This window comes from Streptomyces ochraceiscleroticus, assembly GCF_000720485.1.
Classification (GTDB): Bacteria; Actinomycetota; Actinomycetes; order Streptomycetales; family Streptomycetaceae; genus Streptomyces; species Streptomyces ochraceiscleroticus.
Genome location: NZ_JOAX01000030.1, coordinates 65,922 through 90,395, shown reverse-complemented (window position 1 = coordinate 90,395; position 24,474 = coordinate 65,922). Strand labels below are relative to the sequence as shown.

The window sequence follows — 24,474 nt, the reverse complement described above, 5'->3', positions numbered from 1 at the left end:
ACTGGGTTGATAGGCCAGATATGGAAGCCCGGTAACGGGTGGAGTTGACTGGTACTAATAGGCCGAGGGCTTGTCCTCAGTTGCTCGCGTCCACTGTGTGGTTCCCGGGTTGCGAACAGTCGCACCGGTTGAACCAAGTTTCATGCTTCATTACTTAACTGAAGAGTGTGCTTGTTCGCTCGAACCCGATAGGGTTTCGGTGGTCATAGCGTTAGGGAAACGCCCGGTTACATTCCGAACCCGGAAGCTAAGCCTTTCCGCGCCGATGGTACTGCAGGGGGGACCCTGTGGGAGAGTAGGACGCCGCCGAACAATCTTTCAGGACCCTTGGTCCCAGCGTTCATGCTGGGACCAAGGGTCCTTTTTGTTTTGCCGAAGCGCGCCGAACTGGTCGGTGCGTGAGAATGACCAGCAGTACCGAAGACAGGAGTCACGTCGATGTCCACCAACTCTCCCGACGACCGATCGGAGCGCCGGCCGCGCTGGCGCGATGGTGGTGACCGGCCCGACCGTGGTGGCTTCCGCCGCGATGACCGACGTGACGACCGTGGCGGCGAGCGGGGCGGCGTCCGCCGCGATGACCGTGGTGGTGACCGCGGGGGCTTCCGTCGCGATGACCGCGGCGGCGAGCGCGGCGGGGCCCGCCGGGACGACCGTCCTGCGGGTCGCGGGGACTTCCGTCGTGACGACCGGCCGCGTGGGCCGCGTCGCGAGGACGACCGCGGTGGCGAGCGGGGCGGCTTCCGCCGCGATGACCGCGGTGGCGACCGCGGTGGGTTCCGCCGTGACGATCGCGGTGGCGCCGGTGGTGGTGACCGTGGGGGCTTCCGCCGCGATGACCGTCGTGATGACCGGCCGCGTGGGCCGCGTCGCGAGGACGACCGCGGCGGCGACCGTGGCGGGTTCCGCCGTGACGACCGTGGTGGTGACCGCGGGGGCTTCCGTCGCGATGACCGCGGCGGCGAGCGCGGCGGCTTCCGTCGGGACGACCGCGGTGCGGACCGTGGCGGCGACCGTGGTGGGTTCCGCCGCGATGACCGGCGTGACGATCGCGGGGGCGACCGGGGTGGCTTCCGCCGGGACGACCGGCGTGATGACCGGCCGCGTGGGCCGCGTCGCGAGGACGACCGTGGCGGCTTCCGCCGCGATGACCGGCGGGATGACCGCGGCGGCGAGCGCGGCGGGTTCCGCCGTGACGACCGTGGCGTGGACCGCCGTGATGACCGCCGTGATGACCGTCCCCGTGGTCCCCGTCGTGAGGACGACCGTGGTGGGTTCCGTCGCGACGATCGCGGTGGCGACCGCGGTGGCGCCGGTGGCGGGTTCCGCCGCGATGACCGTGGCGGCGACCGGGGTGGCTTCCGCCGTGACGATCGCGGCGGCGACCGCGGTGGCGCCAGTGGTGGCTTCCGTCGTGACGACCGTCGCGATGACCGCGGTGGCGAGCGCGGCGGGTTCCGTCGCGACGATCGCGGCGGCGACCGCGGTGGCGCCAGTGGTGGCTTCCGTCGTGACGACCGCCGCGATGACCGTGGCGGCGACCGCGGGGGCTTCCGTCGCGACGATCGCGGCGGTGACCGTGGCGGCTTCCGTCGCGATGACCGCCGCGATGACCGCGGCGGCGACCGCGGGGGCTTCCGCCGTGACGATCGCGGCGGCGACCGCGGTGGCTTCCGGCGGGACGATGACCGTGGTGGGCGTCGGCCGTACGGGCAGGGGCGCGGCCGGGACGACCGGCGGGACGATCGTCGGGATGACCGGCGGGAGCCGATCAAGCGGCTGCCGATTCCGGACGATGTCACCGGTGACGAGATCGACAAGGACGTGCGGCAGGAGCTGCTGAGCCTGCCGAAGACGCTGGCCGAGGACGTCGCGCGTAACCTCGTGATGGTGGCGAAGCTGCTGGACGAGGACCCCGAGCGGGCGTACGGCTACTCCCGCGTGGCCCTGCGGCTCGCGTCCCGCGTCGCCGCCGTCCGCGAGGCGGCCGGTTTCGCCGCGTACGGCTTCGGCAAGTACAGCGAGGCGCTGGCGGAGTTCCGGGCATCGCGCCGGATGACCGGCAGCGCTGAGCTGTGGCCGGTGATGGCCGACTGCGAGCGCGGCATGGGCCGGCCCGAGAAGGCCCTCGCCATGGCCGGCGAGCCCGAGGTGCAGCGGCTGGACAAGGCCGGACAGGTCGAGATGCGGCTGGTCGCGGCGGGTGCCCGGCGCGACATGGGCCAGGCGGACGCCGCCGTGGTGACGCTGCAGAGCCCGGAGCTGGCGTCCAACGCGGTGCACCCGTGGACCGCGCGGCTGCGCTACGCGTACGCCGACGCGCTGCTGGAGGTCGGCCGCGAGGAGGACGCGCGCGAGTGGTTCGCGAAGGCGCTGGAGGCCGACCAGGGCGGTACGACGGACGCCTCGGACCGGCTGGCGGAGCTGGACGGCGTGGAGTTCACGGACGCGCTGGCGGACGAGTACGACGACGAGGACACGGACGCGGACGCGAAGGCAGACGCGAACGTGGTCGAGGCGACGGATGCGGCCCCGGCCGAGGCCGAGGGCGCCGAGGCCACGACCGAGTCTGCCGCTGACGCCGCTGACGCCGCTGACGCCGCCGTGACCGAGCCGGTCGAGGACGCCGAGGACGCCGAGCCCGTGCAGCCCGTGGCCGTCGACCCCGTCGTGCCCACCTTCTCCGACCAGGACAAGGACGAGCACAAGGACAAGGACGAGGACTCCGAGCCGGGCACTGACGCGGACAAGTAAGCACCGCACAGCGAAGCGCTGACGCGTAAGCACAGCAAGAGGGCGGGATCCCATGGGGATCCCGCCCTCTTGCGTTTCCGGCCGCCCGCCCCGGACCGTCGGGGCCGGCGGCCGTTACCGCGGTGTCACGCCACCGCGGTCGTCTCTGCGGTCGTCTCCGGGGCCGTGCCCGGGGCGAAGCGGGCGATCGGGTTCTGCAGGTTGCCGATGAGCTGGAGGGCGCCGGCCGGGTCCTGGAGGTTGACCATCTCCTTGTTGTTGCGGAGCTGGAGGCGGTTCAGGCAGGAGAGCGCGAACTCCTCGGCGAACATGTCGTACTGGGCGAACTTGTCCGCGAGTTCGGGCGCGGACGCCTGGTACTCGGTGACGCACTCCGCGACCGTGCGCCAGAAGGTCTCCTCGTCGACCAGGCCCTCGGTGACGAGGATGCCGTTGAGGAAGCGGAAGAAGCAGTCGAAGACGTCGGTGAAGATCGACAGGAGCTTCTTGTCCTCGGGGACGTCGGCGCGGATGCGCTCGACGGCCGGGGGGAGGACCGCGTCGGGGTCCATGACCGCGATCTCCTCGGCGATGTCCTTGTAGACCGCGCGCTGCACGACGCCGTCCTCGATGACGAGGATGACGTTCTCGCCGTGCGGCATGAAGACCAGGTCGTAGGCGTAGAAGCTGTGCAGGAGGGGGGTGAAGTACGCCTTGAGGTAGCGGCGGAGCCACTCCACCGCGCTCAGGCCGGACTCGCGCATCAGGGCGCCCGCGAAGGAGGCGCCGTCGCGGTCGGTGTGCAGCAGCGAGGCCATGGTGGCGAGACGCTGGCCGGGGGCCAGGGACGGTACCGGGGACTCGCGCCAGAGGGCGGCGAGCATCTTGCGGTACGGGGAGCCCTTGGTGGTGGCGTCCTCGTACTGGCGGTGGTGGTAGCCGATGGCGGCGCGCTCGCGGATGATCGTCAGGCCGGTGCCGCGCAGGACCGGGTCGCTGTCGATGAGGCCGGCCAGCCAGTCGTTGATGGCGGGCGTGGCCTCCATGTACGCGGCGGAAAGGCCGCGCATGAAGCCCATGTTGAGGACCGAGAGCGCCGTTTTGACGTAGTGGCGCTCGGGGTTGCTCGTGTTGAAGAAGGTCCGGATGGACTGCTGCGCGAGGTACTCGTCGTCGCCGGGGCCCAAGCAGACCAGGCGCTGCTGGGCGACCTCGGCGGCGAAGGTGACGGAGAGCTTGTTCCACCACTGCCAGGGGTGGACCGGGAGGAGGAGGTAGTCGGCGAGGTCCAGGCCCTGGCCGGCCATGGTGGCGGCGAAGCGGTCGAGCGTCTCCTCGCCCAGCTCCGCGTGCATCAGCGTCTCGTAGTCCAGGCCCGCGCCGGCGGTGAAGGTGGCGCGGTCGCGGCGGGCGGCCAGCCAGATGAGCTGGATCGGGGCCGCGGCCTCGGGGGCGTACGCGCGGTACTCGTGAATGCCGAAGCCGAGGCGGCCGTTGTTGGCCACGAAGCAGGGGTGGCCCTCGGTCATGCCGGTCTCGATGTCCTGGAAGGAGGACTTCGCGAGCTCGTCGGCCGGGACGTGGTCCTTGGTCAGTTTGTACGCGGTGCCGGCGAGGGTGGAGCTGATCTCTTCCAGGTAGACGGGGAGGATCTCGTCGCTGAGGCCGAGCGCGTCGCGCAGTTCGATGAAGAACTCGACGGCATCGAGGGGGAGGTCGGTGTCCTCGCGGTGGCGGGTGATCGAGTCGGCGTCGATCTGCCAGTGGTCGAGGGTGAGGACCTGGGCGGCGAAGCGGTACTCCACGGTGCCGTCGTCGCTGCGGACGGAGTAGCGGCCGTCCAGCATTGGGCGGGGGGTGAGGAGGCGTTCGTGGGTGAACTCGGCCAGCGCCTTGCGGATGAGGAGGCGGCCGGCCCGGTCCCAGAGTTCGGGGGTGAGGTGCGCTACGGCGTCGCTGGGGGTGGTGGCGGCGTTCATCGGGTGGTCACTCCTATCGCCGCAAGGTACTGCTCGCGGGTGCAGGTGCTGAGGTAGGCGTCCTTCTCCGGCTTGGCGATCTGCCGGACGATCTCGAAGCCGACGGCTTCGTTGAGGGCGTGGACGGCCTTGTTGTGGACATCGGGCTCGACGACGACGCGGGCGGTGGCCGGGTCCTCGAAGAGCATCGCCATGACGGTGGTGATGACGGCTCGGGTGAAGCCGTGTACGGGGGTGTCGCTGGGAGCGGTCAGGAAGTGCATGCCGACGTCGCCGGGCTGGGGGTCGTAGAGGCCGACCAGTTCGACGTGGGCCGGGTCGTACCGCTCCATGAGGAAGGCGGGGCGGCCGTTGTGCAGTCCGATGTAGGCGTCGTGGTGCTCGGCGGCGGCGATGCCCATGTACTCGCGCTCCACGTCGGGGAGCGTGGCGTCCTGCATCATCCAGAAGGACGCCTTGGGGTGGGTGACCCAGGAGTGCAGCAGCTCGGAGTCCTTGAGGGGGTCGAGCGCGCGGACGGCGAACTCGCCGAGGGCGGGGTCGGTACGGCTGAAGAGAATCTCAGGTGCGCTGTTCTTGTCGCTCATCGGACGATGCCTTCCGGTGCTCCGAATTCCTGGAACGCGATGGTCTTCTCCACGGCGTAGGGCTGTCGGCCCAGCATTTCCGCGATGATGTACGCGTTGCGGTAGGGACCCATGCCCAGGTCGGGCGAGGTGATGCTGTGCGTGTGCACGCCGGCGTTCTGCAGGAAGACGCCCTGGCCGCTGTGGTCGACGCTGTAGTTGCGGGCGACGTCGAAGCGGCCGTGGCCGTCCAGGCGGATGCGGTCCTTGACCGGCGCCAGGAAGTCCGGGGTGGTGTAGCGGTAGCCGGTGGCGAGGATCAGGCCCTGGGTCTCCAGGGCGAAGTCCTTCTCCTGCTCCTCGTGGTGCAGGCCCAGCGTGTAGGTGCCGGTGGTCTCGTCGTACGACGCGTTGTTCAGCGCGGTGTTGGTGAACAGCCGGGTCTGGACCGGGCCCTTGAGGTTCTTCTGGTAGAGCAGGTCGAAGATCGCGTCGATGAGCTCGCCGTCGATGCCCTTGAAGAGGCCCTTCTGCTGGGATTCCAGGCGGTAGCGGGTGGTCTCGGGGAGCGCGTGGAAGTAGTCCACGTACTCGGGGGAGGTCATCTCCAGCGTGAGCTTGGTGTACTCCAGCGGGAAGAAGCGCGGGGAGCGGGTGACCCAGTTGAGCTTGTAGCCGTGGACGTCGATCTCGGAGAGCAGGTCGTAGTAGATCTCCGCGGCGCTCTGGCCGCTGCCGACCAGGGTGATCGAGTCCTTGGCCTGGAGCGCTTCCTTGTTCGGCAGGTAGCGCGAGTTGTGGATCAGGTCGCCGCCCAGGTCCCGGCAGGAGTCGGGGAGGTAGGGCGGGGTGCCGGTGCCGAGCACGAGGCGGCGGCCGCGGTGGGTGCGCCGCTCGCCGGTGGCCAGGTCGGTGCCGTGGACGAGGTACAGCTCGTCCGTCTCGTCGTACTCGACGGAGTCGACCCGGTGGCCGAAGCGGACGCTGTTCAGTTTGGCGGCGGCCCAGCGGCAGTAGTCGTTGTACTCCTCGCGCAGCGGATAGAAGTTCTCGCGGATGTAGAAGGAGTACAGCCGGCCCGATTCCTTCAGGTAGTTCAGGAAGGAGTACTCGGAGGTGGGGTCGGCGAGGGTGACCAGGTCGGCCATGAACGGCGTCTGGAGGTGGGCGCCTTCGAGGAACATCCCCGAGTGCCACTCGAAGTCGGGCTTGGACTCCAGGAAGAGGCCGTCGAGCTCGTCGAGGGGTTCGGTCAGGCAGGCCAGGCCGAGGTTGAACGGTCCGAGGCCGATGGCGATGAAGTCGTGTTCGGGCTCGGCGTGCGGGGGGTTGGTAGGCACGGGGTCTCCGGTGAGGGCGGTCAGTGAGCGCTGGTGAGTTCCGGGGTGGCCTCTTCGAGGAGGCGTCCGCCGGCGTGCTCGGCGATCAGATCGAGGACCGCGGCGATGTCGCCGAGGGTGGTCTCGGGGTTGAGCAGGGTGAACTTGAGGTAGTGGCGGCCGTCGACGACCGTGGAGGCGATGACGGCCTCGCCGGAGGCGGCGAGCGCCTCGCGGGCGTAGAGGTTGATCCGGTCGACGGTCTCGGGGTCCGCGTCCCGGTCCGGTACGTAACGGAAGACCAGGGTGGAGAGCGTGGGGCGGGTGACGACCTCGAAGCGGTCATCCGTGTCGAGGAGGCGCCAGCCGTCGGCGGCGCGGTCCACGACGTCGTCGAAGAGCTCGCCGACCTGGTCGGCGCCCATGATGCGCAGGGTCATCCAGAGCTTGAGCGCGTCGAAGCGGCGGGTGGTCTGGAGCGACTTGTCGACCTGGTTGGGGATGCGCTTCTTCGCCATCCGCTCCGGGTTGAGGTAGTCGGCGTGGTACGTGACGTGCCGCAGGGTGGTGCGGTCGCGGACGAGGACGGCGCTGGAACTGACCGGCTGGAAGAAGGACTTGTGATAGTCCACGGTGACCGAGTCGGCGTTCTCGATGCCGTCGAGGTAGCCGCGGCGCTTCGATACCAGCAGGCCGCAGCCGTACGCCGCATCGACGTGCATCCAGACGCCTTCGCGGGCGCAGAGCGCGGCGATCTCGGGGAGCGGGTCGATGGAGCCGAAGTCGGTGGTGCCGGCGGTGGCGACGACGGCCATCGGGATGAGGCCCTCCTCGGCGCACCGGGTGAGCTCCTTCTCCAGGGTGTCGGTGCGCAGCCGCTTCTCGTCGTCGACGGGTATCGCGATGACGGCCTCGGGGGTGAGGCCGAGGAGGGTGGCGGCCTTTTCGATGCTGAAGTGGCTGACCTGAGAGGTGAGGATGCGCAGGCGGGTGCGGATCTCGGTGTCGTCCAGGTGCGGGTGGGCTTCGCGGGCGAGGCGGCGGGCCTCGTCGCGGGCGAGCAGCATGGCCTGGAGGTTGGACTGGGTGCCACCGCTGGTGAAGACGCCGTCGGCGTCGTCGCCGAAGCCGATGCGGCCCGCGGTCCATTCGATGAGGCGCTGCTCGATGAGGGTGCCGCCGGCGCTCTGGTCCCAGGTGTCCAGGGAGGAGTTGACGGCCGCCATGACGGCCTCGCCGACCACCGCGGGGATGACCACCGGGCAGTTGAGGTGGGCGAGGTAGCGCGGGTGGTGGAAGTAGACGGCGTCGCGGAGGTAGATGTCCTCCAGCTCGTCCAGGGCGGCTGCCGCGTCCCCGAGCGGCGCCTCCAGGTCGATTCCGCGCACCGCGGGGGCGAGCCGGTCCGCGGTCATGCCGGTGAAGGGACGGTCCGTCGCCGCGAGTTTGGCTGCCACCCGGTCGACTCCGTCCCGTACCGCGTCGCGGTAGTACTGGACGGTGGCGTCGTTGAGCAGGTGGTCCTTGCTGCCGTTGAGGGCGGGGGCAGGAGCCTGGGACGGGTCCTCGCCGGTCGGCGCGAGGAAAGTCATGAACGTGTCCTCCCTGGTACGGGCATCGCGGCCCGCGCGGGACGGCTGGGGAAAGCCCCCAGCCGTCGACTTGGTGAGGTAAGCCTAACCTAACCTGATGTCGAGGTGGGCAAGGGGTGTCCAGGGAGGGACGTGAAGGGTGTTCCAGGAGGCCCGGGGCGGTGTCTCAGTCGTCCGTGTCGAGCGTGCGCAGCACCAGTCCCGTCGCCGGCTTCGGGCCGAACGAGGTGGACTTGCGCGGCATCGTCACGCCCTGCGCCGCCAGTTGACGGACCGTCTCCTCGTCGACGGCGCGCATCAGGACCGCCGTACCGCCGTGCTTCGCGGCCCACTCGAGCGCCGCGTCCGTGTCGTGGATGTACCGGATGCCGTCCGGGTGGTCCGGAATCCGCCACACCTCGTCCAGCAGAACGGAGTGCAGAACGGTGGCATCCAGCCGCCGCCACGCCTCCGGCCGGTCCGAGCGGATCGCCCGCGCCAGCAGCTCCGGATCGGGGCTGTCCAGCAGCCGGAAGGAGTCCGGGCCCGAGGCGAGCAGGAAGGCGCTGCCCTGCGCCGCCTCCAGCGCCTCCAGCGCCGCGGGCAGCGGCCCGGGCACCTCGCGCACGCGGAAGGCGCCGTCCAGCTCCGCCAGCGCCCGCTCCAGCGGCAGATGCGGCAGCACGCGGTGGATGGCCCGCACCCGCAGCGGGTAGCGGGCGGTGTCGACCAGTAGCACCAGGCCGCGCGACCAGGGCGAGCCGGCCCCGGCCCCCTGCTCCTCGGCGAGCCGCTGGTACGTCGCCCAGCGGTGATGCCCGTCCGCGATCAGCGCCTGCCGGGCCGAGAGATCCGCGTCCACCGCCGCCAGTTCGGCCGGATCGGTCACCGCCCACAGCCGGTGCGCGAAGCCGTCCTCGGTCGTGGTGGCCAGCAGCGGCGGCTGCTGCGTGGTGCGCTCGATCACCGCGGTGGCGCCGCTCGCCGTCCCCTCGCCCCGGTACGACAGCAAAAGCGGCTCGAAATTCGCGGCCGCGGTACGCATCAGCGCGGCCCGGTCCTCGACGACCTCGGCGATCACGTCCTCGTGCGGCAGCACCGGCCCGTCCAGCCCCAGCGCCCCGATGATGCCGCGCTGCAGCACATCGCCCCTGCGCTGCTCGTACACGTACAGCGCGGGCTGCGGATCGGGCGTCAGGACGCCCTCGGCACGCCAGCGGGCGAGCGTGTCGGCGGCCTTGCGGTGCCGGGTCGCCGGGTCGATGGCGTGCGGCAGGATCAGCCGGACGATGTTGTACGGATCGGCGGTCTCCAGGTGCCGGACGCCGTCCGGCCGGACCACCACGTCGTACGGGGGCGAGGTGACCGCGGTGAGACTGCTCACCCGCTGGGGTGCGTAACGCAGTCCGCGAAAGGTGTCCAGGCGCAGGCCGTCGGTGCTGGTCATTGGCAAATGCTATGCCGGTCGGGGCAGTGAGGGATGATCGGGGGAGAAACGCAATGCGGCGGGAAATGGCCGTTTGTGCGCGGTATGGATGGTTAAGGAGCTGGACGGCATGGACGAGCGGGTGCGGACGCGGCCGGAGGGCAGCGCCCGGACGCTGAGCGAGGCGTACGACACGGCGCTGCTGGACCTGGACGGCGTCGTGTACGCGGGCGGGTCCGCCGTCCCGCACGCGGTGGAGTCGCTGACCGTCGCGCGGGGCGGCGGGATGCACCTGGCGTACGTCACGAACAACGCGGCGCGCACCCCGGACGCCGTGGCCGCGCAGCTCTCCGGGTACGGCCTGCCGACGGAGGCGGGCGACGTCGTCACCTCCGCGCAGGCGGTCGCCCGGCTGATCGCCGGTCAGGTGCCCGAGGGAGCGAGGGTGCTGGCGATCGGCGGGGAGGGCCTGAAGGTCGCGCTGCGCGAGCGGGGCCTGGTGCCGGTGGACTCGGCCGAGGACGACCCCGTCGCCGTCGTGCAGGGCTACGACCCCAAGCAGAACTGGGAGCAGCTCGCGGAGGCGGCCTACGCGGTCGGCCGCGGCGTGCCGTGGTTCGCCGCCAACACCGACCTGACGATCCCGAAGGAGCGCGGCATCGCACCGGGCAACGGCGCGCTGGTGGAGGTCGTACGGATCGCCACCGGCGGCACGCCGCAGGTCGCGGGCAAGCCGCAGCCGCCGATGCACCGCGAGACCGTGCTGCGCACGGGGGCGAAGCGGCCGCTGGTGGTCGGCGACCGGCTGGACACCGACATCGAGGGCGCGTTCAACGGCGAGGTGGACTCGCTGCTGGTGCTCACCGGCGTCACCACGGCCGCCGAGCTGCTGGCCGCGCCGCCCGAGCACCGCCCCACGTACGTGGACGCCGACCTGCGCGGCATCCTCGGGCCGCAGCCGGAGGTGACGGCGGCCGACGACGGCTTCCGGTGCGGCGGCTGGGTCGCCTCGGTGGCCGAGGACATGCTCGTACTCGATGGCGAGGGCTCCCCTCTGGACGGACTGCGGGCACTGTGCGCGGCGGCCTGGACGGCTGCCGGGGACGGCCGGTGCACGGCCGGGGCGGAGAAGGCGCTGGCCCGCCTCGGGCTGTAGGGGCTTCCGGCGGAAGCCCTGTGGAGGACAGACCAAGGGCCCGCCTGCACTATGCAGGCGGGCCCTGGCGATTCACTTCTGCGCGGCCGCCGTCAGCTCGGCGAGGAGCTGTTCCTCGCTCGCGCCGCGCCGCCAGTAGCCGGTGAATTTCACGGCCCTGCGGTCGAAGCCGCGCTCCTTGACCAGGTGCCGGCGGAGCGCCTTGACGGTGCCGGACTCGCCCGCGATCCAGGCGTACGGCGTGCCCTCGGGCAGCTCGGCGGCGGCCACCGAGGCGAGCATGCGGTCCGTACGGTCGGTCGTGGACTCCTCGCGCACCAGCCAGGTGATGTCGGCGTCGGCGAAGGAGGGCAGCTCCTGGCGGTCCGCCGCGTGGCCCACCTCGATCCACACCTTGGCCTTGGTGCCGGGCGTCAGCCAGGCCAGGATGTTGGCGATGGCCGGCAGGGCCGTCTCGTCGCCGCTCAGCAGGATCCAGTCGGTGCCCTGCGGCGGGCGGAAGTCCACGCCGCCGTTGTCCTCGACCACCGGACCCAGCACGCTGACCCGGTCGCCGGGCACGGCGTTCGCCGCCCACCGGCCGGCCGGTCCCGAGGTCCCCTCCTCCGCGCCGTGCAGCGCGAAGTCCACGTCCAGTTCCGGCGCCGGGTCCTGGCGCTGCGCGCGGACCGTGTACGTCCGCATAATGCTGCGCTCGGCCGGGTCCTGCACGCGCCAGGCCGCGTACCAGCCGTCGCCCTGGTCGTCGAAGACCGGAACGCTCTGGTGCGCCTGCGGGAAGAAGAGTTTCACCCGCTGGTCACGGCCGCCGGTCAGCAGCTCCGCCAGGCGCGCGCCGCCGAAGGTGATCCGGACCATCGAGGGGCCGAGCCGGCGGGTGCGCACAACGTACAGGTCGAAGAAGCGGAACGGGGCGGTGGCGGGGGCGGCGGTCGTGGTCATGCGGGGGAAGACCTCCCTTGGGTGGAGTTGCGGGGGGCCGGCCGGGGGTGCGCGGCCGGCCCCCGGCGCGTCAGTTGACCTTCTTGGCGTCCTCGATGGCCTTGGCGAGGCCCTCGACGAGCGGGGCTGCGCCCGCGTAGGAGAAGCGGGGCTCGCTGGACCAGGGAGCGATCTGGTCCGCCTTGACGGCGGGCAGCTTCGCCCAAGCGGGCTTGGCGGCCAGGTCCTTGGGCTGGAGGGTGGCGGTGCGGTTGTCCAGCAGGAGCACGTCCGCCTTGTACTTGTCGGCGTTCTCCCAGCTCAGCGACTCGAAGTAGCCGCCCTTGTCGAGCTTGTCCGGGACGATCAGGTCCACGCCGAGGGACTTGAAGTACATCAGGTCGGCGTTGATGCCCGGGTTGGAGGCGTAGAAGAGGTCGGGGCTGCCGGAGCAGGCGAGCACCTTGACCGGGTTGGACTTGGCGGCCTTGCGCAGCCGGGCCGCGGCCTTCTCGAAGCGGGCCTTGGCGTCGGTGACCTTCTTGGCCTTCAGGTCGGCGCCCAGGGACTCGGCGAGTTCGGCGTACCGCTCGATGATCTTCACCATCGGGGTGCGGGAGGAGGTGATCGCGACGCTCTTGGCGAGCTTGGTGATCTTGTCCTTGCTCTCCTCCGGGACGAACCACAGCGCGCCCGGCTCGTACATGTTCGTCACGAGCAGGTCCGGGGCGAGCCCGGCGTACTTCTCGACGTTGAACTGGCCGTAGGCGTTGCCGATGATGGTGACCTTGGAGATGTCCAGGTCGCCGGCCTGCGGGTCGGGCTTGCCGTTCTTGAGCTTGGTCGGGCCGAAGACGCCGACGATCTGGTCGTCGATGCCGAAGTCGTGCAGCGCGGCGGCGGTGCCGGTGAAGGCGACGATGCGCTGTGGCACAGTCTTCAGGGAGACCTTCTGCTTGCGGTCGTCGGTGAAGCTCCAGGGTCCGCCCTTGCCTTCACTGCCGGCCGGTCCCGAGCCCTTCTCGCTGCCGCACGCGGCGAGCAGGGCGCCGACGCCGACGGCCCCGCCGGCCGCCAGCAGGCCGCGTCGGGACAGGGAAGGTCTGGGGGACATGCTCATAGGGACGCACTTCTCTCTGGGGAGGGCCTGAGTGGGCAACGTGAGGTTAGGCTAACCTAAACGGCGTGTTGGTCGACAGCCCCCCTGAAGCAGCCGCCGCGCCCGTGGTGCCCCGACGACGGCAGGCCACCCGCTCCGCGGGACTCCTCGCCGCCCTCGGCATCCTCGCGGTCATCACCGTCCTCGGTATCGCCGTCGGCTCGAAACAGATACCGGTGGCCGACGTCTGGCACGGCGTCATGCACTACTCCGGTACCGACACCGACGTGATCGTCCGCGACGTCCGGCTGCCCCGCACCCTGCTCGGCCTGCTCGCCGGCGCGGCCCTGGGCCTCGCCGGCGCCGTCATGCAGGCGCTCACCCGCAACCCCCTCGCCGACCCCGGCGTCCTCGGCATCAACGCGGGTGCCTCGGCCGCCGTCGTCACCGGCATCACCTTCTTCGGCGTCACCTCCCTCACCTCGTACGTGTGGTTCGCCTTCATCGGCGCCGCCGTCGTCTCCGCCGCCGTGTACCTCCTCGGCGGCACCCGCAACGCGACCCCCGTCCGGCTCGCGCTCGCCGGTACCGCCCTCACCGCGGCCCTCACCGGCTACCTCAACGCGGTCAACCTCATGAACACCGCGTCCCTGGACAAGATGCGCTTCTGGACGGTCGGTTCGCTCGCTTCGGCCACCGCGCCCACCGTCGAGAGGATCGCGCCCTTCATCGCGGCCGGCACGCTGCTCGCGCTGCTCCTCGCCCGGCCGCTGAACGCCGTCGCGCTCGGCGACGACCAGGCCCGCGCCCTCGGCGCCCGGCTCACCCGCACCCGAGTCCTCGCGATGGTCGCCGTCACCCTGCTGTGCGGCGCCGCCACCGCCGCCTGCGGACCCATCGTCTACGTCGGCCTGATGGTCCCGCACGCCGTACGCGCCCTCACCGGCCCCGACCTGCGCTGGATCCTGCCGTACTCCGCGGTCCTCTCGCCGGTGCTGCTGCTCGGCGCCGACATCCTCGGCCGGATCGCGGCCCGGCCCGGCGAGCTCCAGGTCGGCATCGTCACGGCCGTCATCGGCGGCCCGGTCTTCATCCATCTCGTACGGCGACGGAAGATGGCACAGCTGTGAGCACTCCCACCAAGACCTCCGCGCGCCCGGCCGTGAAGGCCCTGCGCACCGCCGGCGGGCTGTCGGTACGGCTGCACCCCAGGGCCGTACTGACGGGCCTGCTGCTGCTCCTCGTGGCGCTCGCGGCCGGCGTCCTGCTCATCGGCACCGGCGACTTCCCGATGTCCTTCGGCGACGTCCTCACCACCCTCAGCGGGGGCGGCAATCCGGGCCAGGAACTGATCGTCAACGATCTGCGGCTGCCCCGGGTCCTGGTCGCGCTGCTGGTCGGCGTCTGCCTCGGGCTGGCCGGCGCGGTCTTCCAGACCGTCACCCGTAACCCGCTCGGCAGCCCCGACGTGCTCGGCTTCGCGCAGGGCTCCTCCGTCGGCGCCCTCTTCGTCATCGTGTACCTGCAGGGCTCCACCGTCGCCATCGCGGCGGGCGCGGTCGTCGGCGGCGTCCTCACCGGCGTCGCGATCTTCCTGCTCGCCTGGCAGCGCGGCGTGCACGGCTACCGCTTCGTCCTCGTCGGCATCGGCGCCGCCGCCATGCTCTACGCCATCGTCCTGTACCTGATGACCAAGGCGAACATCGTTGAGGCGACCCGCGCCACCACCTGGATGACCGGCTCGCTCAGCGGCCGCGACTGGGACCAGGTGTGGCCGCTGGCCGCGGTCTGCGTCGTCCTGGTACCGGTGATCCTGCTCTGCGGCCGGCCGCTGGCCATGCTGGAGATGGGCGACGACTCGGCCGCCGCGCTCGGCGTCCGTACGGGCCGCGTGCGCATCGTCGCGCTGCTGGCCGCCGTCGTCCTGACCGCGTCCGCCACCGCCGCCGCCGGGCCCATCGCCTTCGTCGCGCTCACCGCGCCGCAGCTCGCCCGCCGCCTCACCCGTGCCACCGGCCCCAACCTGCTGCCCTCGGCCCTGATGGGCGCGGTCCTGCTGGTGCTCGCCGACCTCGCCTCGCAGCGGGTCTTCGGCGCCGACCAGATCCCGGTCGGCGTGGTCACCGGCGTCCTGGGCGGCGGCTATCTGCTGTGGCTGCTGGCCAATGAGCGCAAGGCGGGCCGGGTATGAGCGTCCCGACCCCGGGCGGCCCGGCCGCCACCACCCCGCAACCGACCGGCCGTACCACCTCCAGGAGAGCCGAAGTGAGCCGTCTCGCGGCGCAGAACGTCACCCTCGCCTACGACCAGCGGGTCATCGCCGAGCAGCTCTCGGTCGACATCCCGGACAATTCCTTCACGGTCATCGTCGGCCCCAACGCCTGCGGCAAGTCCACCCTGCTGCGCGCGCTGTCCCGGATGCTCAAGCCGCAGGCCGGCTCGGTCCTGCTGGACGGCTCCTCGATCTCCTCGCAGCCCGCCAAGAAGGTCGCCCGCACCCTCGGCCTGCTCCCGCAGTCCTCCACAGCCCCTGACGGCATCACCGTCGCCGACCTGGTCTCCCGCGGCCGCTACCCGCACCAGGGCCTGCTGCGCCAGTGGTCCGACGAGGACGAGCGGATCGTCCAGGAGTCGATGGACGCCACCGGCGTGGGCGAGCTGGGGGAGCGGTACGTCGACGAGCTCTCCGGCGGCCAGCGGCAGCGGGTCTGGATCGCCATGGCCCTCGCCCAGCAGACGCCGCTACTGCTCCTGGACGAGCCGACCACCTATCTCGACATCCAGCACCAGATCGAGGTGCTGGACCTCTGCGCCCAGTTGCACGAGGAGCAGGGCCGCACGCTCGTCGCGGTACTGCACGACCTCAACCACGCCGCGCGCTACGCCAGCCACATCATCGCCATGCGCGGCGGCGAGGTCGTCGCCGAGGGCGCCCCGGCGGACGTGGTCACCGCCGACCTGATCGAGCGGGTCTTCCGCCTCAAGTGCCAGATCATCGACGACCCGCAGACCGGCACGCCGCTGATCATCCCGGCGGCGCGCACGCCCCGTAAGGCCGCGGTGGCCTGATCCGCAGGACGGGTGGCGTCACAGCAGTGTCCGCAGTCGCAGGAGGTCGCGGAAGCCGGCCTCCAGCTTCACCCGGCCGCTGCCCCACGCCCGCGCGAAGTGCAGCTCGCCGTCGACCATCGCGACCAGGTCGTCGCCGGTCATGGCGAGCCGGATCTGCGCTCTGTCCGGCGGTGGGCCCGGTACGGCCGTGACGTCCATGAGGGTGCCGTCCACCAGCCGCCCCACGAACGTGACGTCCAGGTCGGTGATGCGGCAGCTCAGCGAGCGGTCCACCGCGGCGGCGCCGCGCACGGCACCGTCCGGCGAAGCGGAGAGATTCTGTGCCAGCCGGTCCAGGGCCGCTCGGCACTGTTCTAGGGAAGCCATCGCAAGGACGATACCCAGCTCAGCCCCGGCTCGTCCGCCGATGGGTCACCGGTTCGCGGTAGCGTCGGGGACATGGACGAGCCGAACCCCGGCGCCGAGCGGCCGGAACCGGAAACCGCGCCGGCGCCCGACGAGCCACCCTTCGACGGCCCCGATGCGCCTGCGGAGGAGCCCGCGGGCCCGCGGCCGCTCGGCGTAGCGGTCACCCCGACCGGGCATCCCGAGGTGGACGGCCGGCTGGCCCGGCTCGGCGACGCCGACCACCTCGCCGTCGGCGGCCATCTCGCGGTGTACGAGGATGTCCACCGGGGGCTGCGCACCACGCTGGCCTCCTTGGACCAGCAGCCGGGGCCCCGCCCCGGCGCACAGAACGACAACAGGAGCTGAACCCCGGTGGCAGGTGTGGCACGACGCCGACTCGACGCGGAGCTGGTGCGCCGCAAGATGGCCCGCTCCCGCGAGCACGCGAGCCAGCTCATCGCCGCGGGCCGGGTGACGGTCGGCGGGCAGCCGGCGAGCAAGGCCGCCACCCAGGTGGAGACCAGTGCCGCGCTGGTCGTGCGCGAGGACGAGAACGACCCGGACTACGTCTCGCGCGGCGGCCACAAGCTCGCGGGCGCGCTGGCCGCCTTTGTACCGAAGGGCCTGAAGATCGAGGGCCGCCGGGCGCTGGACGCGGGCGCCTCCACCGGCGGCTTCACCGACGTCCTGCTGCGCGCGGGCGCCGGGCACGTCGTCGCCGTGGACGTCGGGTACGGACAGCTCGCCTGGTCGCTGCAGAGCGACGACCGGGTCACCGTGAAGGACCGCACCAACGTCCGCGAGCTCACTGTGGAGGGGATCGACGGGGTGCCCGCCGACATCGTCGTGGGCGATCTCTCCTTCATCCCGCTGGGCCTCGTGCTGCCCGCGCTGGTCCGCTGCTCGGCGCCGGACGCGGACCTCGTCCTGATGGTCAAGCCGCAGTTCGAGGTCGGCAAGGAGCGCCTCGGCAGCGGCGGCGTGGTGCGCAGCGCGCAGCTCCGCGCCGAGGCGGTGCGGATGGTCGGGGAGCGCGCCGCGGAGCTCGGACTCGGCGTGCTGGGCGTCACCGCGAGCCCCCTGCCCGGCCCGTCGGGCAACGTCGAGTACTTTCTGTGGCTCCGCGCCGGTGCGCCTGCCCTGGACCCGGCGGATGTCGAGCGTGCAGTGGCGGAGGGGCCGCGTTGACCACTTCTGGAACGTCCGAAGCACCGCAGGAACAGCAGGGCCCGCAGGTCAAGGCGGTGTCCGCACCCGCACCCGTGCCGCTCGCCGGCAAGGGCCGCACGGTCTTCCTGCTCGCCCACACCGGCCGCCCCGCGGCCGTCCGCAGCGCCGAACTGGTCGTCCAGGGGCTGCTGCGCAGCGGTATCGGCGTACGGGTGCTGGCGGCCGAGGCCGCCGACCTGCCGCTGCCCGACTCCGTCGAGCAGGTGGCGACCGAACAGTGCGCGGCCGAGGGCTGCGAGCTGCTGGTGGTACTGGGCGGCGACGGGACGCTGCTGCGCGGCGCCGACTTCTCCCGGACCTCCGGCGTCCCGATGCTGGGCGTCAACCTCGGCCGGGTCGGCTTCCTCGCCGAGGCCGAGCGGGACGACCTGGACAAGGTCGTGGACCGGGTGGTGACCCGCGCCTACGAGGTCGAGGAGCGGATGACCCTCGACGTCCTGGTCCGCAACAACGGCACCGTGGTGCACACCGACTGGGCGCTGAACGAGGCGTCGGTGGAGAAGGCCGCGCGCGAGCGGATGCTGGAGGTCGTCACCGAGGTCGACGGCCGTCCGGTGTCCCGCTTCGGTGCCGACGGCGTGGTCTGCGCGACCCCGACCGGCTCGACCGCGTACGCCTTCTCGGCGGGCGGCCCGGTGGTCTGGCCCGAGGTCGAGGCGCTGCTGATGGTCCCGATCAGCGCCCACGCACTCTTCGCCAAGCCGCTGGTCACCTCCCCGGAGTCGGTCCTCGCCGTGGAGGTGCAGCCCAAGACGCCGCACGGCGTCCTGTGGTGCGACGGCAGCCGCTCGGTCGAACTCCCCGCGGGCGCCCGCGTCGAGGTCCGCCGCGGCGCGATCCCGGTCCGGCTGGCCCGGCTCCACCACGCCTCCTTCACGGACCGCCTGGTCGCGAAGTTCGCCCTGCCGGTGGCGGGGTGGCGAGGAGCGCCGCACTAGCCGCACCGGGGCGGTACGGGGACGCGGACATACGGGAGCGGTGCGACCGCCGCCGCCTGGACGCGTACGGGGCAGCGGTCGTACGTATGTGCCCCGTATGCCTGCTCCTCTCGGAGCGCCGCGCGCGTCCCAAGGTGGGACTTTCCCGGCGGTTCCGTACCGGTCCCGGGGCCGTGCGCAGGGATGACGCGGGGGCGGCCGTCGCGGCGCGGCCCTCGGACCTCGTATGGTCGTATCCGTGTTGGAGGAGATGCGGATCCGGTCCCTGGGCGTCATCGATGATGCCGTCGTCGAGCTGTCCCCCGGTTTCACGGCGGTGACGGGCGAGACGGGCGCGGGCAAGACCATGGTCGTCACCAGCCTCGGCCTGCTGCTCGGCGGGCGCGCCGACCCCGCCCTGGTACGGATCGGCGCCAAAGCGGCCGTCGTGGAGGGCCGCATCACGGTCGGCCCCGACGCGCCGGCGGCGGTCCGCGCCGAGGAGGCCGGTGCCGAGCTGGACGACGGAGCGCTGCTGATCAGCCGTACCGTCTCCGCCGAGGGCCGCTCACGGGCACATGTCGGGGGGCGGTCCGTACCGGTCGGACTGCTGGGGGAGTTGGCGGACGACCTGGTCGCCGTGCACGGCCAGACCGACCAGCAGGGCCTGCTGCGGCCCGCCCGGCAGCGCCAGGCCCTGGACCGCTACGCCGGGGACGCCGTCTCCGTCCCTCTGGAGAAGTACACCGCCGCGTACCGCAGGCTCCGTGACGTGGCCACCGAACTGGAGGAGCTGACCACCAAGGCGCGCGAGCGCGCCCAGGAGGCGGATCTGCTCCGCTTCGGCCTGGAGGAGATCTCGGCCGTCGAGCCGCAGGCCGGCGAGGACACCGAGCTGGCCGCCGAGGCCGAGCGGCTCGGCCACGCCGAGGCGCTGGCCTCCGCCGCGGCCGTGGCGCACGCGGCGCTCGCGGGCAATCCCGAGGACCCCGAGGGCGTCGAGGCGACGACCCTGGTCGCCGGGGCGCACCGCGCGCTGGAGGCGGTACGCAGCCATGACGCGGCGCTGGCCGGGCTCACCGACCGGCTCGGCGAGATCGGCATCCTGATGTCCGACGTGGCGGGCGAGCTGGCCAGTTACGCGGACGGGCTGGACGCCGATCCGCTGCGGCTGGCCGCCGTCGAGGAGCGGCGGGCGGCGCTCACCGGCCTCACCCGCAAGTACGGCGAGGACATCGCCGCCGTGCTCGCCTGGGCCGAGGACAGCGCCGCGCGCCTCGCCGAGCTGGAGGGCGACGACGACCGGATCGGCGAGCTGACCGCCGAGCACGACGCGCTCCGCGCCGAACTGGGCGAGCTGGCGCAGGCACTGACCGACGCGCGCACGGCGTCGGCCGAGCGGTTCGCCGCGGCCGTCACCACCGAGCTCGCCGAACTGGCCATGCCGCACGCCCGGGTGAGCGTGGAGATCCGGCAGACCGAGGTCGCCGAGGACGCGGACGGCGTGCACGTCGGCGGCCGGAACGTGGCCTACGGGCCGGCCGGTGCCGACGAGGTCGAGCTGCTCCTCGCGCCGCACCCGGGCGCGCAGCCCCGCCCGATCTCCAAGGGCGCCTCCGGCGGCGAGCTCTCCCGCGTGATGCTCGGCATCGAGGTGGTCTTCGCGGGCTCCGATCCCGTGCCGACCTACCTCTTCGACGAGGTGGACGCGGGCGTCGGCGGCAAGGCCGCGGTCGAGGTCGGCCGCCGCCTGGCCCGGCTGGCCCGGTCCGCGCAGGTCGTGGTCGTCACCCACCTCCCGCAGGTCGCCGCGTTCGCCGACCGCCAGCTCCTGGTCGAGAAGACCAACGACGGCTCGGTCACCAGCAGCGGCGTCACGGTCCTGGAGGGCGAGGACCGCATCCGCGAACTCTCCCGCATGCTCGCGGGCCAGGAGGACTCCGAGACGGCCCGCGCGCACGCCGAGGAACTGCTGGAGACCGCGAGGACGGGCCGGTGAGCGGTGCGCTGCGGACGCGGCTCACGGGGCTGCTGACGGCGGCCGGGGTGGCCCGCACCGCGTACGAGGGGCTGCGGCGGCGGCCGCCGGGCGGCACCGAGCCGTGGCAGCGCAAGAACCACGCGGGCCGCAGCGTCGATCTGTTCGCTGGGCCGGCGGCCGCCGTGGGCGCCGCGGCCGCCGTCGCCGGTGCGCCCGGGCTGACCGTACGGGCCCGTACCGCGGGCGCGCTGGCCGTCCTGGCGGCGGGCGGCTGCGGCGCGTACGACGACATGGCGGGCGCGGGCGACCAGCGGCGCGGCTTCCGCGCGCACCTGTCCGCACTGCGGCGGGGCGAGGTCACCAGCGGCGCGGTCAAGCTCTTCGGCATCGGCGCGGCCGGGCTCGCGGCGGGCGCGCTCCTGAAGGACCGCCCGGCCGACAAGGTCCTGGCGGGCGTGGTGATCGCGGGCTCGGCCCACCTGGTGAACCTGGTGGACGTGCGCCCCGGCCGGGCGGCCGCCGCGGTCCTCGCGCTCGGCTCCCCCGGGCTGCTGCGCAGCGGGCCGGGCGCGGCGCTCGCCGCCGCCCCGGTGGGCGCGGCGGCGGCGCTGCTCGCCGACGACCTCGGCGAGCGCACCATGCTCGGCGACACGGGCGCGCACGCCCTGGGCGCGGCCCTGGGCCTCGCGATCGTCGCGGCCAACGGCCGGGCCGGCCTGCTGGCCCACGCCGCCGCGCTGACCGCTGCCGCGGCCTCGGGGGAGAGCGTCAGCCGCGCCGCGGCGGGGGGCGTCCTCACCGGTTAGCGGCCGGGACCGGCGGGCCGGCCGGGCCTGCTGGTCCGCGCGAGTCCGGCCGGCCGCGAGCCCTGCCGGCCGCCGGCCCGCAGCGCCCGTACGAAGGCGGGCATGATCACCCGTGTGAGTGGTCCCGGCGGGCCTCGGTCGCGCAGCCGCAGCACAACGGCTTGTCATCGGTGCCGTACGGACGGCGCGGGCTGGCATGCTGGGCGCATCCCGCCCGCCCCACCGGACCACGCCGAACCAGGAGCCCGACGCACTCGTGAGCAGCACACCCACCCCGCCGCCCGCACCGTCGCCGTTGCGCACGGTCCAGGTGCTGGGCCGCGGCAGCGCCGGCAGCGCGGCCCATGTGCACGCGCTGTCGGCGGGGCTCGTCGCGCGCGGGGTACGGGTGACGGTCTGCGCGGCGCCCGATGCCGAGGACACGTACGGCTTCACGGATGTGGGCGCGGGGTTCGAACGGATCCCGCCACGCACGGACCCCGGGAGCATCGCCGCGCTCCGTACCGCCTGCGCGGACGCCGACCTCGTCCACGCGCACGGTCTGCACGCCGGGCTGCGGGCCTCCCTGGCGCTGCGCGGCAGGCGCGTCCCCCTCGTCGTCACCTGGCACACCAAGGTGCACAGCGAGGGCGCGCGGGCACAGGTGACGCGCCTGCTGGAGCGCCGGGTGGCGCGTGCCTCGGCGGTCGTGCTGGGCTCGTGCGCCGAACTGGTGCGCAGGGCCCGCGAGCGAGGCGCCCGCGACGCGCGTCTGGCGCCCCCGGCAGGGCCGCGCCCGCGCGGCGAGGAGGAGTACGCGCGGGAGCTCGGGCGGCGCGAGAAGCGGCGGGCCGAACTGGGCGCGGTCGGGCGCCCGTTGCTGCTCGCCGTCGGCCGGCTGGACGCGCACCAGGGGCACGACGTGCTGCTGGACGCCGCGCACGGCTGGTGCGGACTGGACCCGCAGCCGCTGCTCGTCATTGCGGGGGAGGGGCCGCTGCGGACCGCGCTGCAGCAGCGGATCGACGCGGAAGAGCTGCCGGTACGGCTGCTCGGCCGGCGCGAGGACGTCCCCGGGCTGCTCGCCGCCGCCGACCTGGTGCTCGTGGCGGGCCGCTGGGAGGCCCGCTCGGTACTCGCCCAGGAGGCGCTGCGCGGCGGCGTCCCGCTGGTCGCCACGGACACCGGCGGCACCCGCGAACTGGTCGGCCGGGCCGCCGAACTGGTCCCGTACGGCGACGCCCCGGCCCTCGCCCGCACGGTCGTGGAATTGCTCGACGATCCGGCCCGGCGCGCCGCCCTCGCCGACGCCGGACGGGCCCAGGCCGTCGGCTGGCCCACCGAGGACGACACGGTCGCCCAGGTGCTGAGCGTGTACGACGAGCTGGCGCAGGCTCAGGACTGACCCGCCTCGGCCCCGCACGAGGACCGGCGCCGGCTGCCCGGATCCCTGCTCCGGGGCCGGGACCGCACCGCCCCACATCGGAACTGCTCGTCTAGCCCCGTTCCGTATGGCGCCGCGCATGCAGTGCCAGCCGGAGGCCCAGGACCGTCTGCGGGTCGTCCAGGTCCGTGCCCAGCAGTTGGGAGATGCGGGCGAGGCGGTCGTACAGGGTCTGGCGGTTGACGTTCAGGTCGCGGGAGGTTTCGGCCTTGCGCCCGGCGCTGGCGAGGTACGCCTCCAGGGTGGGCAGCAGCGGCTGGCGCGCGGTGCGGTCGTGGGCCAGCAGCGGGCCGATCGCACGCTCCACGAAGTCGGTGAGCATGCCCTCCTCACCGTGCTCGCGCATCCGCCACAGGAGGAGCTCGATGTCCAGGCGGCGGGCGTCGTACCAGAGCCGCGGCTCCAGCCCCTGCGCCGCGGCGGCGGCCTCGGCGGCGTGCCGCAGCCCGGGCCCGGTCGCCGCCCAGTCGCCGGCCGCGCCGACCACGACCACCGGGCGCTGCGCCGCCGGGCGGTCCAGCCCGGCCCGTGCGACACCGGCCCGCAGCGCCTCCGCGATCCGGTCGGCCGCGCCCTCCCGGTCCTGTCCCTCGCGCAGGCCGAAAAGCAGCGGTACGCGGCCCTCGACCGGTCGCACGCCGAGCAGTACGGGTGCCCCCAGCGCGGCGAGTTCCTCGCGCAGCGCCTGGGCGAGGAGCGCCCAGCCGGCCGCCGTGGGCAGCCCGGACGGCAGCCGCATGACCACCGGGAGGAGGGCCGCCGTACCGGGCCGGAAGCCCAGCAGCCGGGCCTGGCCCGGCGCTTCGGCGGCGGAGATCCGGCCCTCCGCGAGGTCGGCGAGGAAGTCGCCGCGGCCGCGCGCCGCCAGCCCCTCCTCCTGCCGGGACTGCAGCATGACGACGGCGAGCAGGTCGGCGGCGCGTTCGGCGGCGATGCGGTGGACGGGCGCGACGGCGGCGTTGACGGGCAGCAGGACGAGCCGGGCCCGTACGGCGTCGGGGCCGTGGCCGCCGCCGGGCACGTCCACCCGCAGCCCCTTCTCGCGCAGGCCCTCCCACGCCTGGAGCGGATCGGCGTCGGCGGCGGCGCCGTCGTCCGGGCCCGCGGCGTACAGCGGGCTGCCGTCCGGGGCCTCCAGACAGAGCGGATTGCCGGTGAACGCGGCGAGCCGCCGCAGTACTTCGGGGGCGCCGCCGCCGCGCAGCAGGACGTCCGTACAGCGGCGCAGCACCTCATCCGCGCGGCGCATCAGCGTGTAGTGGCTGTTGACGATCTCGGTGTGGATCTCCTCGGTGACCGAGACGTACGGCACCTCGCGGTGGAGCTGGATCAGCGGCAGGCCGCAGGCGCGGGCGCTGTCGACCAGGGCGGTGGGCAGCGACTCGAAGCGGGCGCCCAGCTCCACGACGAGCGCGGCGATCCCGCGCTCGGCGAGCTTGCGGACGAAGGCGCGCTGTTCGGAGGGGCGGGCTCCGAGGCCCAGTCCCGTGGTCAGCAGCAACTCGCCGCCCTTGAGCAGCGAGGCGATGTTCGGCACCTCGCCGGCGTGCACCCAGCGGACCGAGCGGTCCAGCTCGTCCTCGCCGGTGATCACTTCCGGCAGCCCGCGCCGCAGTGCGGGCAGCTCCAGCGCCCTGCGTACCGTGATCTCGGCCTCGATCATCGCTTCCGACCCCATGGCGTCGAACGCTACCCGCAGGAACGGCGGCCCGCCGCCACGGGAGCCTGGTCAGCGGGCCGGCCGCCGCGCGCCTGCCGCCGCCGCCACGGAATCCGTCGCCGCGCGCCCCGACATCCCGTCGATCATCCGCATGAAAAACCGGCCCCGTTGTCAGTTGTGGCGCCGGTCACAGCCCGCCAGGCTGACGGCTCCACAGACCGCGTGCAC

21 protein-coding genes and 2 rRNA genes are annotated in these 24,474 nt (G+C 73.0%); 14 read left to right on the top strand and 9 right to left on the bottom strand.

Annotation, left to right across the window (positions count from 1 at the left end; all coding sequences use genetic code 11):
- From IG84_RS0131035 to IG84_RS0131020, 4 genes are all read left to right on the top strand, one after another.
- A 23S ribosomal RNA gene (locus IG84_RS0131035) occupies positions 1 to 78 on the top strand; the annotation flags it as partial.
- A gap of 117 nt (positions 79 to 195) precedes the next feature.
- Positions 196 to 312, top strand: a 5S ribosomal RNA gene (rrf, locus tag IG84_RS0131030).
- 178 nt (positions 313 to 490) lie between these two features.
- A complete protein-coding gene (locus tag IG84_RS41715) occupies positions 491 to 1,843 on the top strand; it encodes a hypothetical protein (RefSeq protein WP_051862660.1) in 1,353 nt (450 codons plus the stop codon).
- A complete protein-coding gene (locus IG84_RS0131020; protein ID WP_245659666.1) occupies positions 1,825 to 2,754 on the top strand; it encodes a tetratricopeptide repeat protein in 930 nt (309 codons plus the stop codon). Before IG84_RS41715 ends, IG84_RS0131020 begins: the two co-directional genes overlap by 19 nt.
- A 125-nt stretch (positions 2,755 to 2,879) precedes the next feature.
- On the opposite strand, the gene IG84_RS0131015 is transcribed toward IG84_RS0131020, so the two are convergent.
- From IG84_RS0131015 to IG84_RS0130995, 5 genes are all read right to left on the bottom strand, one after another.
- A complete protein-coding gene (locus IG84_RS0131015) occupies positions 2,880 to 4,712 on the bottom strand; it encodes an IucA/IucC family protein (RefSeq protein WP_037801038.1) in 1,833 nt (610 codons plus the stop codon).
- Entirely contained in the window at positions 4,709 to 5,299 is a 591-nt protein-coding gene (locus IG84_RS0131010; protein ID WP_031064425.1) for a GNAT family N-acetyltransferase, read from the bottom strand. The genes IG84_RS0131015 and IG84_RS0131010 overlap by 4 nt, the downstream gene beginning before the upstream one ends.
- Positions 5,296 to 6,618 carry a lysine N(6)-hydroxylase/L-ornithine N(5)-oxygenase family protein gene (locus tag IG84_RS0131005; protein WP_031064422.1) on the bottom strand — a complete coding sequence of 441 codons (1,323 nt, stop codon included), beginning with the start codon at positions 6,616 to 6,618 and terminating at the stop codon, positions 5,296 to 5,298. Before IG84_RS0131005 ends, IG84_RS0131010 begins: the two co-directional genes overlap by 4 nt.
- Positions 6,619 to 6,638: 20 nt before the next feature.
- The gene (locus IG84_RS0131000; RefSeq protein ID WP_031064420.1) at positions 6,639 to 8,189 is read right to left on the bottom strand and encodes a pyridoxal phosphate-dependent decarboxylase family protein; all 1,551 of its coding nucleotides are present in this window, start codon (positions 8,187 to 8,189) and stop codon (positions 6,639 to 6,641) included.
- A 166-nt stretch (positions 8,190 to 8,355) separates the two neighbouring features.
- The gene (locus IG84_RS0130995) at positions 8,356 to 9,615 is read right to left on the bottom strand and encodes a DUF1015 family protein (RefSeq protein WP_031064418.1); all 1,260 of its coding nucleotides are present in this window, start codon (positions 9,613 to 9,615) and stop codon (positions 8,356 to 8,358) included.
- A gap of 109 nt (positions 9,616 to 9,724) precedes the next feature.
- Here IG84_RS0130995 and IG84_RS0130990 point away from each other — a divergent pair, with 109 nt between their 5' ends.
- Positions 9,725 to 10,750: an HAD-IIA family hydrolase gene (locus tag IG84_RS0130990; RefSeq protein ID WP_031064416.1), complete on the top strand. Its 1,026-nt coding sequence runs from the start codon at positions 9,725 to 9,727 to the stop codon at positions 10,748 to 10,750.
- A 72-nt stretch (positions 10,751 to 10,822) separates the two neighbouring features.
- Here the strand turns inward: IG84_RS0130990 and IG84_RS0130985 are convergent, their stop codons facing one another.
- Positions 10,823 to 11,692 carry a siderophore-interacting protein gene (locus IG84_RS0130985; RefSeq protein ID WP_031064413.1) on the bottom strand — a complete coding sequence of 290 codons (870 nt, stop codon included), beginning with the start codon at positions 11,690 to 11,692 and terminating at the stop codon, positions 10,823 to 10,825.
- A 70-nt stretch (positions 11,693 to 11,762) separates the two neighbouring features.
- Entirely contained in the window at positions 11,763 to 12,791 is a 1,029-nt protein-coding gene (locus IG84_RS0130980) for an ABC transporter substrate-binding protein (protein ID WP_031064410.1), read from the bottom strand.
- 65 nt (positions 12,792 to 12,856) lie between these two features.
- On the opposite strand from IG84_RS0130980, the gene IG84_RS0130975 reads away from it, so the two are divergent.
- From IG84_RS0130975 to IG84_RS0130965, 3 genes are read left to right on the top strand one after another with little or no spacing between them, the layout of a single operon-like run.
- The gene (locus tag IG84_RS0130975; protein ID WP_211266542.1) at positions 12,857 to 13,900 is read left to right on the top strand and encodes a FecCD family ABC transporter permease; all 1,044 of its coding nucleotides are present in this window, start codon (positions 12,857 to 12,859) and stop codon (positions 13,898 to 13,900) included.
- A complete protein-coding gene (locus tag IG84_RS0130970; protein WP_078649596.1) occupies positions 13,897 to 14,961 on the top strand; it encodes a FecCD family ABC transporter permease in 1,065 nt (354 codons plus the stop codon). Before IG84_RS0130975 ends, IG84_RS0130970 begins: the two co-directional genes overlap by 4 nt.
- Complete coding sequence (locus tag IG84_RS0130965; protein ID WP_342668477.1) at positions 14,958 to 15,839, top strand: ABC transporter ATP-binding protein; 882 nt, start codon at positions 14,958 to 14,960, stop codon at positions 15,837 to 15,839. The genes IG84_RS0130970 and IG84_RS0130965 overlap by 4 nt, the downstream gene beginning before the upstream one ends.
- Before the next feature lie 18 nt (positions 15,840 to 15,857).
- Here the strand turns inward: IG84_RS0130965 and IG84_RS0130960 are convergent, their stop codons facing one another.
- Positions 15,858 to 16,208: a sterol-binding protein gene (locus IG84_RS0130960; RefSeq protein ID WP_031064400.1), complete on the bottom strand. Its 351-nt coding sequence runs from the start codon at positions 16,206 to 16,208 to the stop codon at positions 15,858 to 15,860.
- A 72-nt stretch (positions 16,209 to 16,280) separates the two neighbouring features.
- Between IG84_RS0130960 and IG84_RS0130955 the strand changes: the two genes are divergently transcribed.
- The 6 genes from IG84_RS0130955 (at position 16,281) to IG84_RS0130925 (ending at position 22,547) form a co-directional block, all read left to right on the top strand.
- Positions 16,281 to 16,595 carry a hypothetical protein gene (locus IG84_RS0130955; protein WP_031064396.1) on the top strand — a complete coding sequence of 105 codons (315 nt, stop codon included), beginning with the start codon at positions 16,281 to 16,283 and terminating at the stop codon, positions 16,593 to 16,595.
- Between the two features lie 6 nt (positions 16,596 to 16,601).
- Positions 16,602 to 17,417 (top strand): TlyA family RNA methyltransferase, encoded by an 816-nt coding sequence (locus IG84_RS0130950; RefSeq protein WP_031064393.1) that lies wholly within the window; start codon positions 16,602 to 16,604, stop codon positions 17,415 to 17,417.
- A 56-nt stretch (positions 17,418 to 17,473) separates the two neighbouring features.
- On the top strand, positions 17,474 to 18,397 hold the full coding sequence (locus IG84_RS0130945; RefSeq protein ID WP_382467492.1) for an NAD kinase: 924 nt from the start codon (positions 17,474 to 17,476) through the stop codon (positions 18,395 to 18,397).
- A 226-nt stretch (positions 18,398 to 18,623) separates the two neighbouring features.
- Entirely contained in the window at positions 18,624 to 20,375 is a 1,752-nt protein-coding gene (gene recN, locus IG84_RS0130940; protein ID WP_031064386.1) for a DNA repair protein RecN, read from the top strand.
- Positions 20,372 to 21,163, top strand: coding sequence for a hypothetical protein (locus IG84_RS0130935; protein WP_063761877.1), 792 nt, complete (start codon positions 20,372 to 20,374; stop codon positions 21,161 to 21,163). The genes recN and IG84_RS0130935 overlap by 4 nt, the downstream gene beginning before the upstream one ends.
- Positions 21,164 to 21,419: 256 nt before the next feature.
- Positions 21,420 to 22,547 (top strand): glycosyltransferase family 4 protein, encoded by a 1,128-nt coding sequence (locus IG84_RS0130925; RefSeq protein WP_031064379.1) that lies wholly within the window; start codon positions 21,420 to 21,422, stop codon positions 22,545 to 22,547.
- 91 nt (positions 22,548 to 22,638) lie between these two features.
- Here IG84_RS0130925 and IG84_RS0130920 read toward each other — a convergent pair whose 3' ends face one another.
- Positions 22,639 to 24,264 (bottom strand): PucR family transcriptional regulator, encoded by a 1,626-nt coding sequence (locus IG84_RS0130920; RefSeq protein WP_031064376.1) that lies wholly within the window; start codon positions 24,262 to 24,264, stop codon positions 22,639 to 22,641.
- Positions 24,265 to 24,474: the final 210 nt, after the last annotated feature.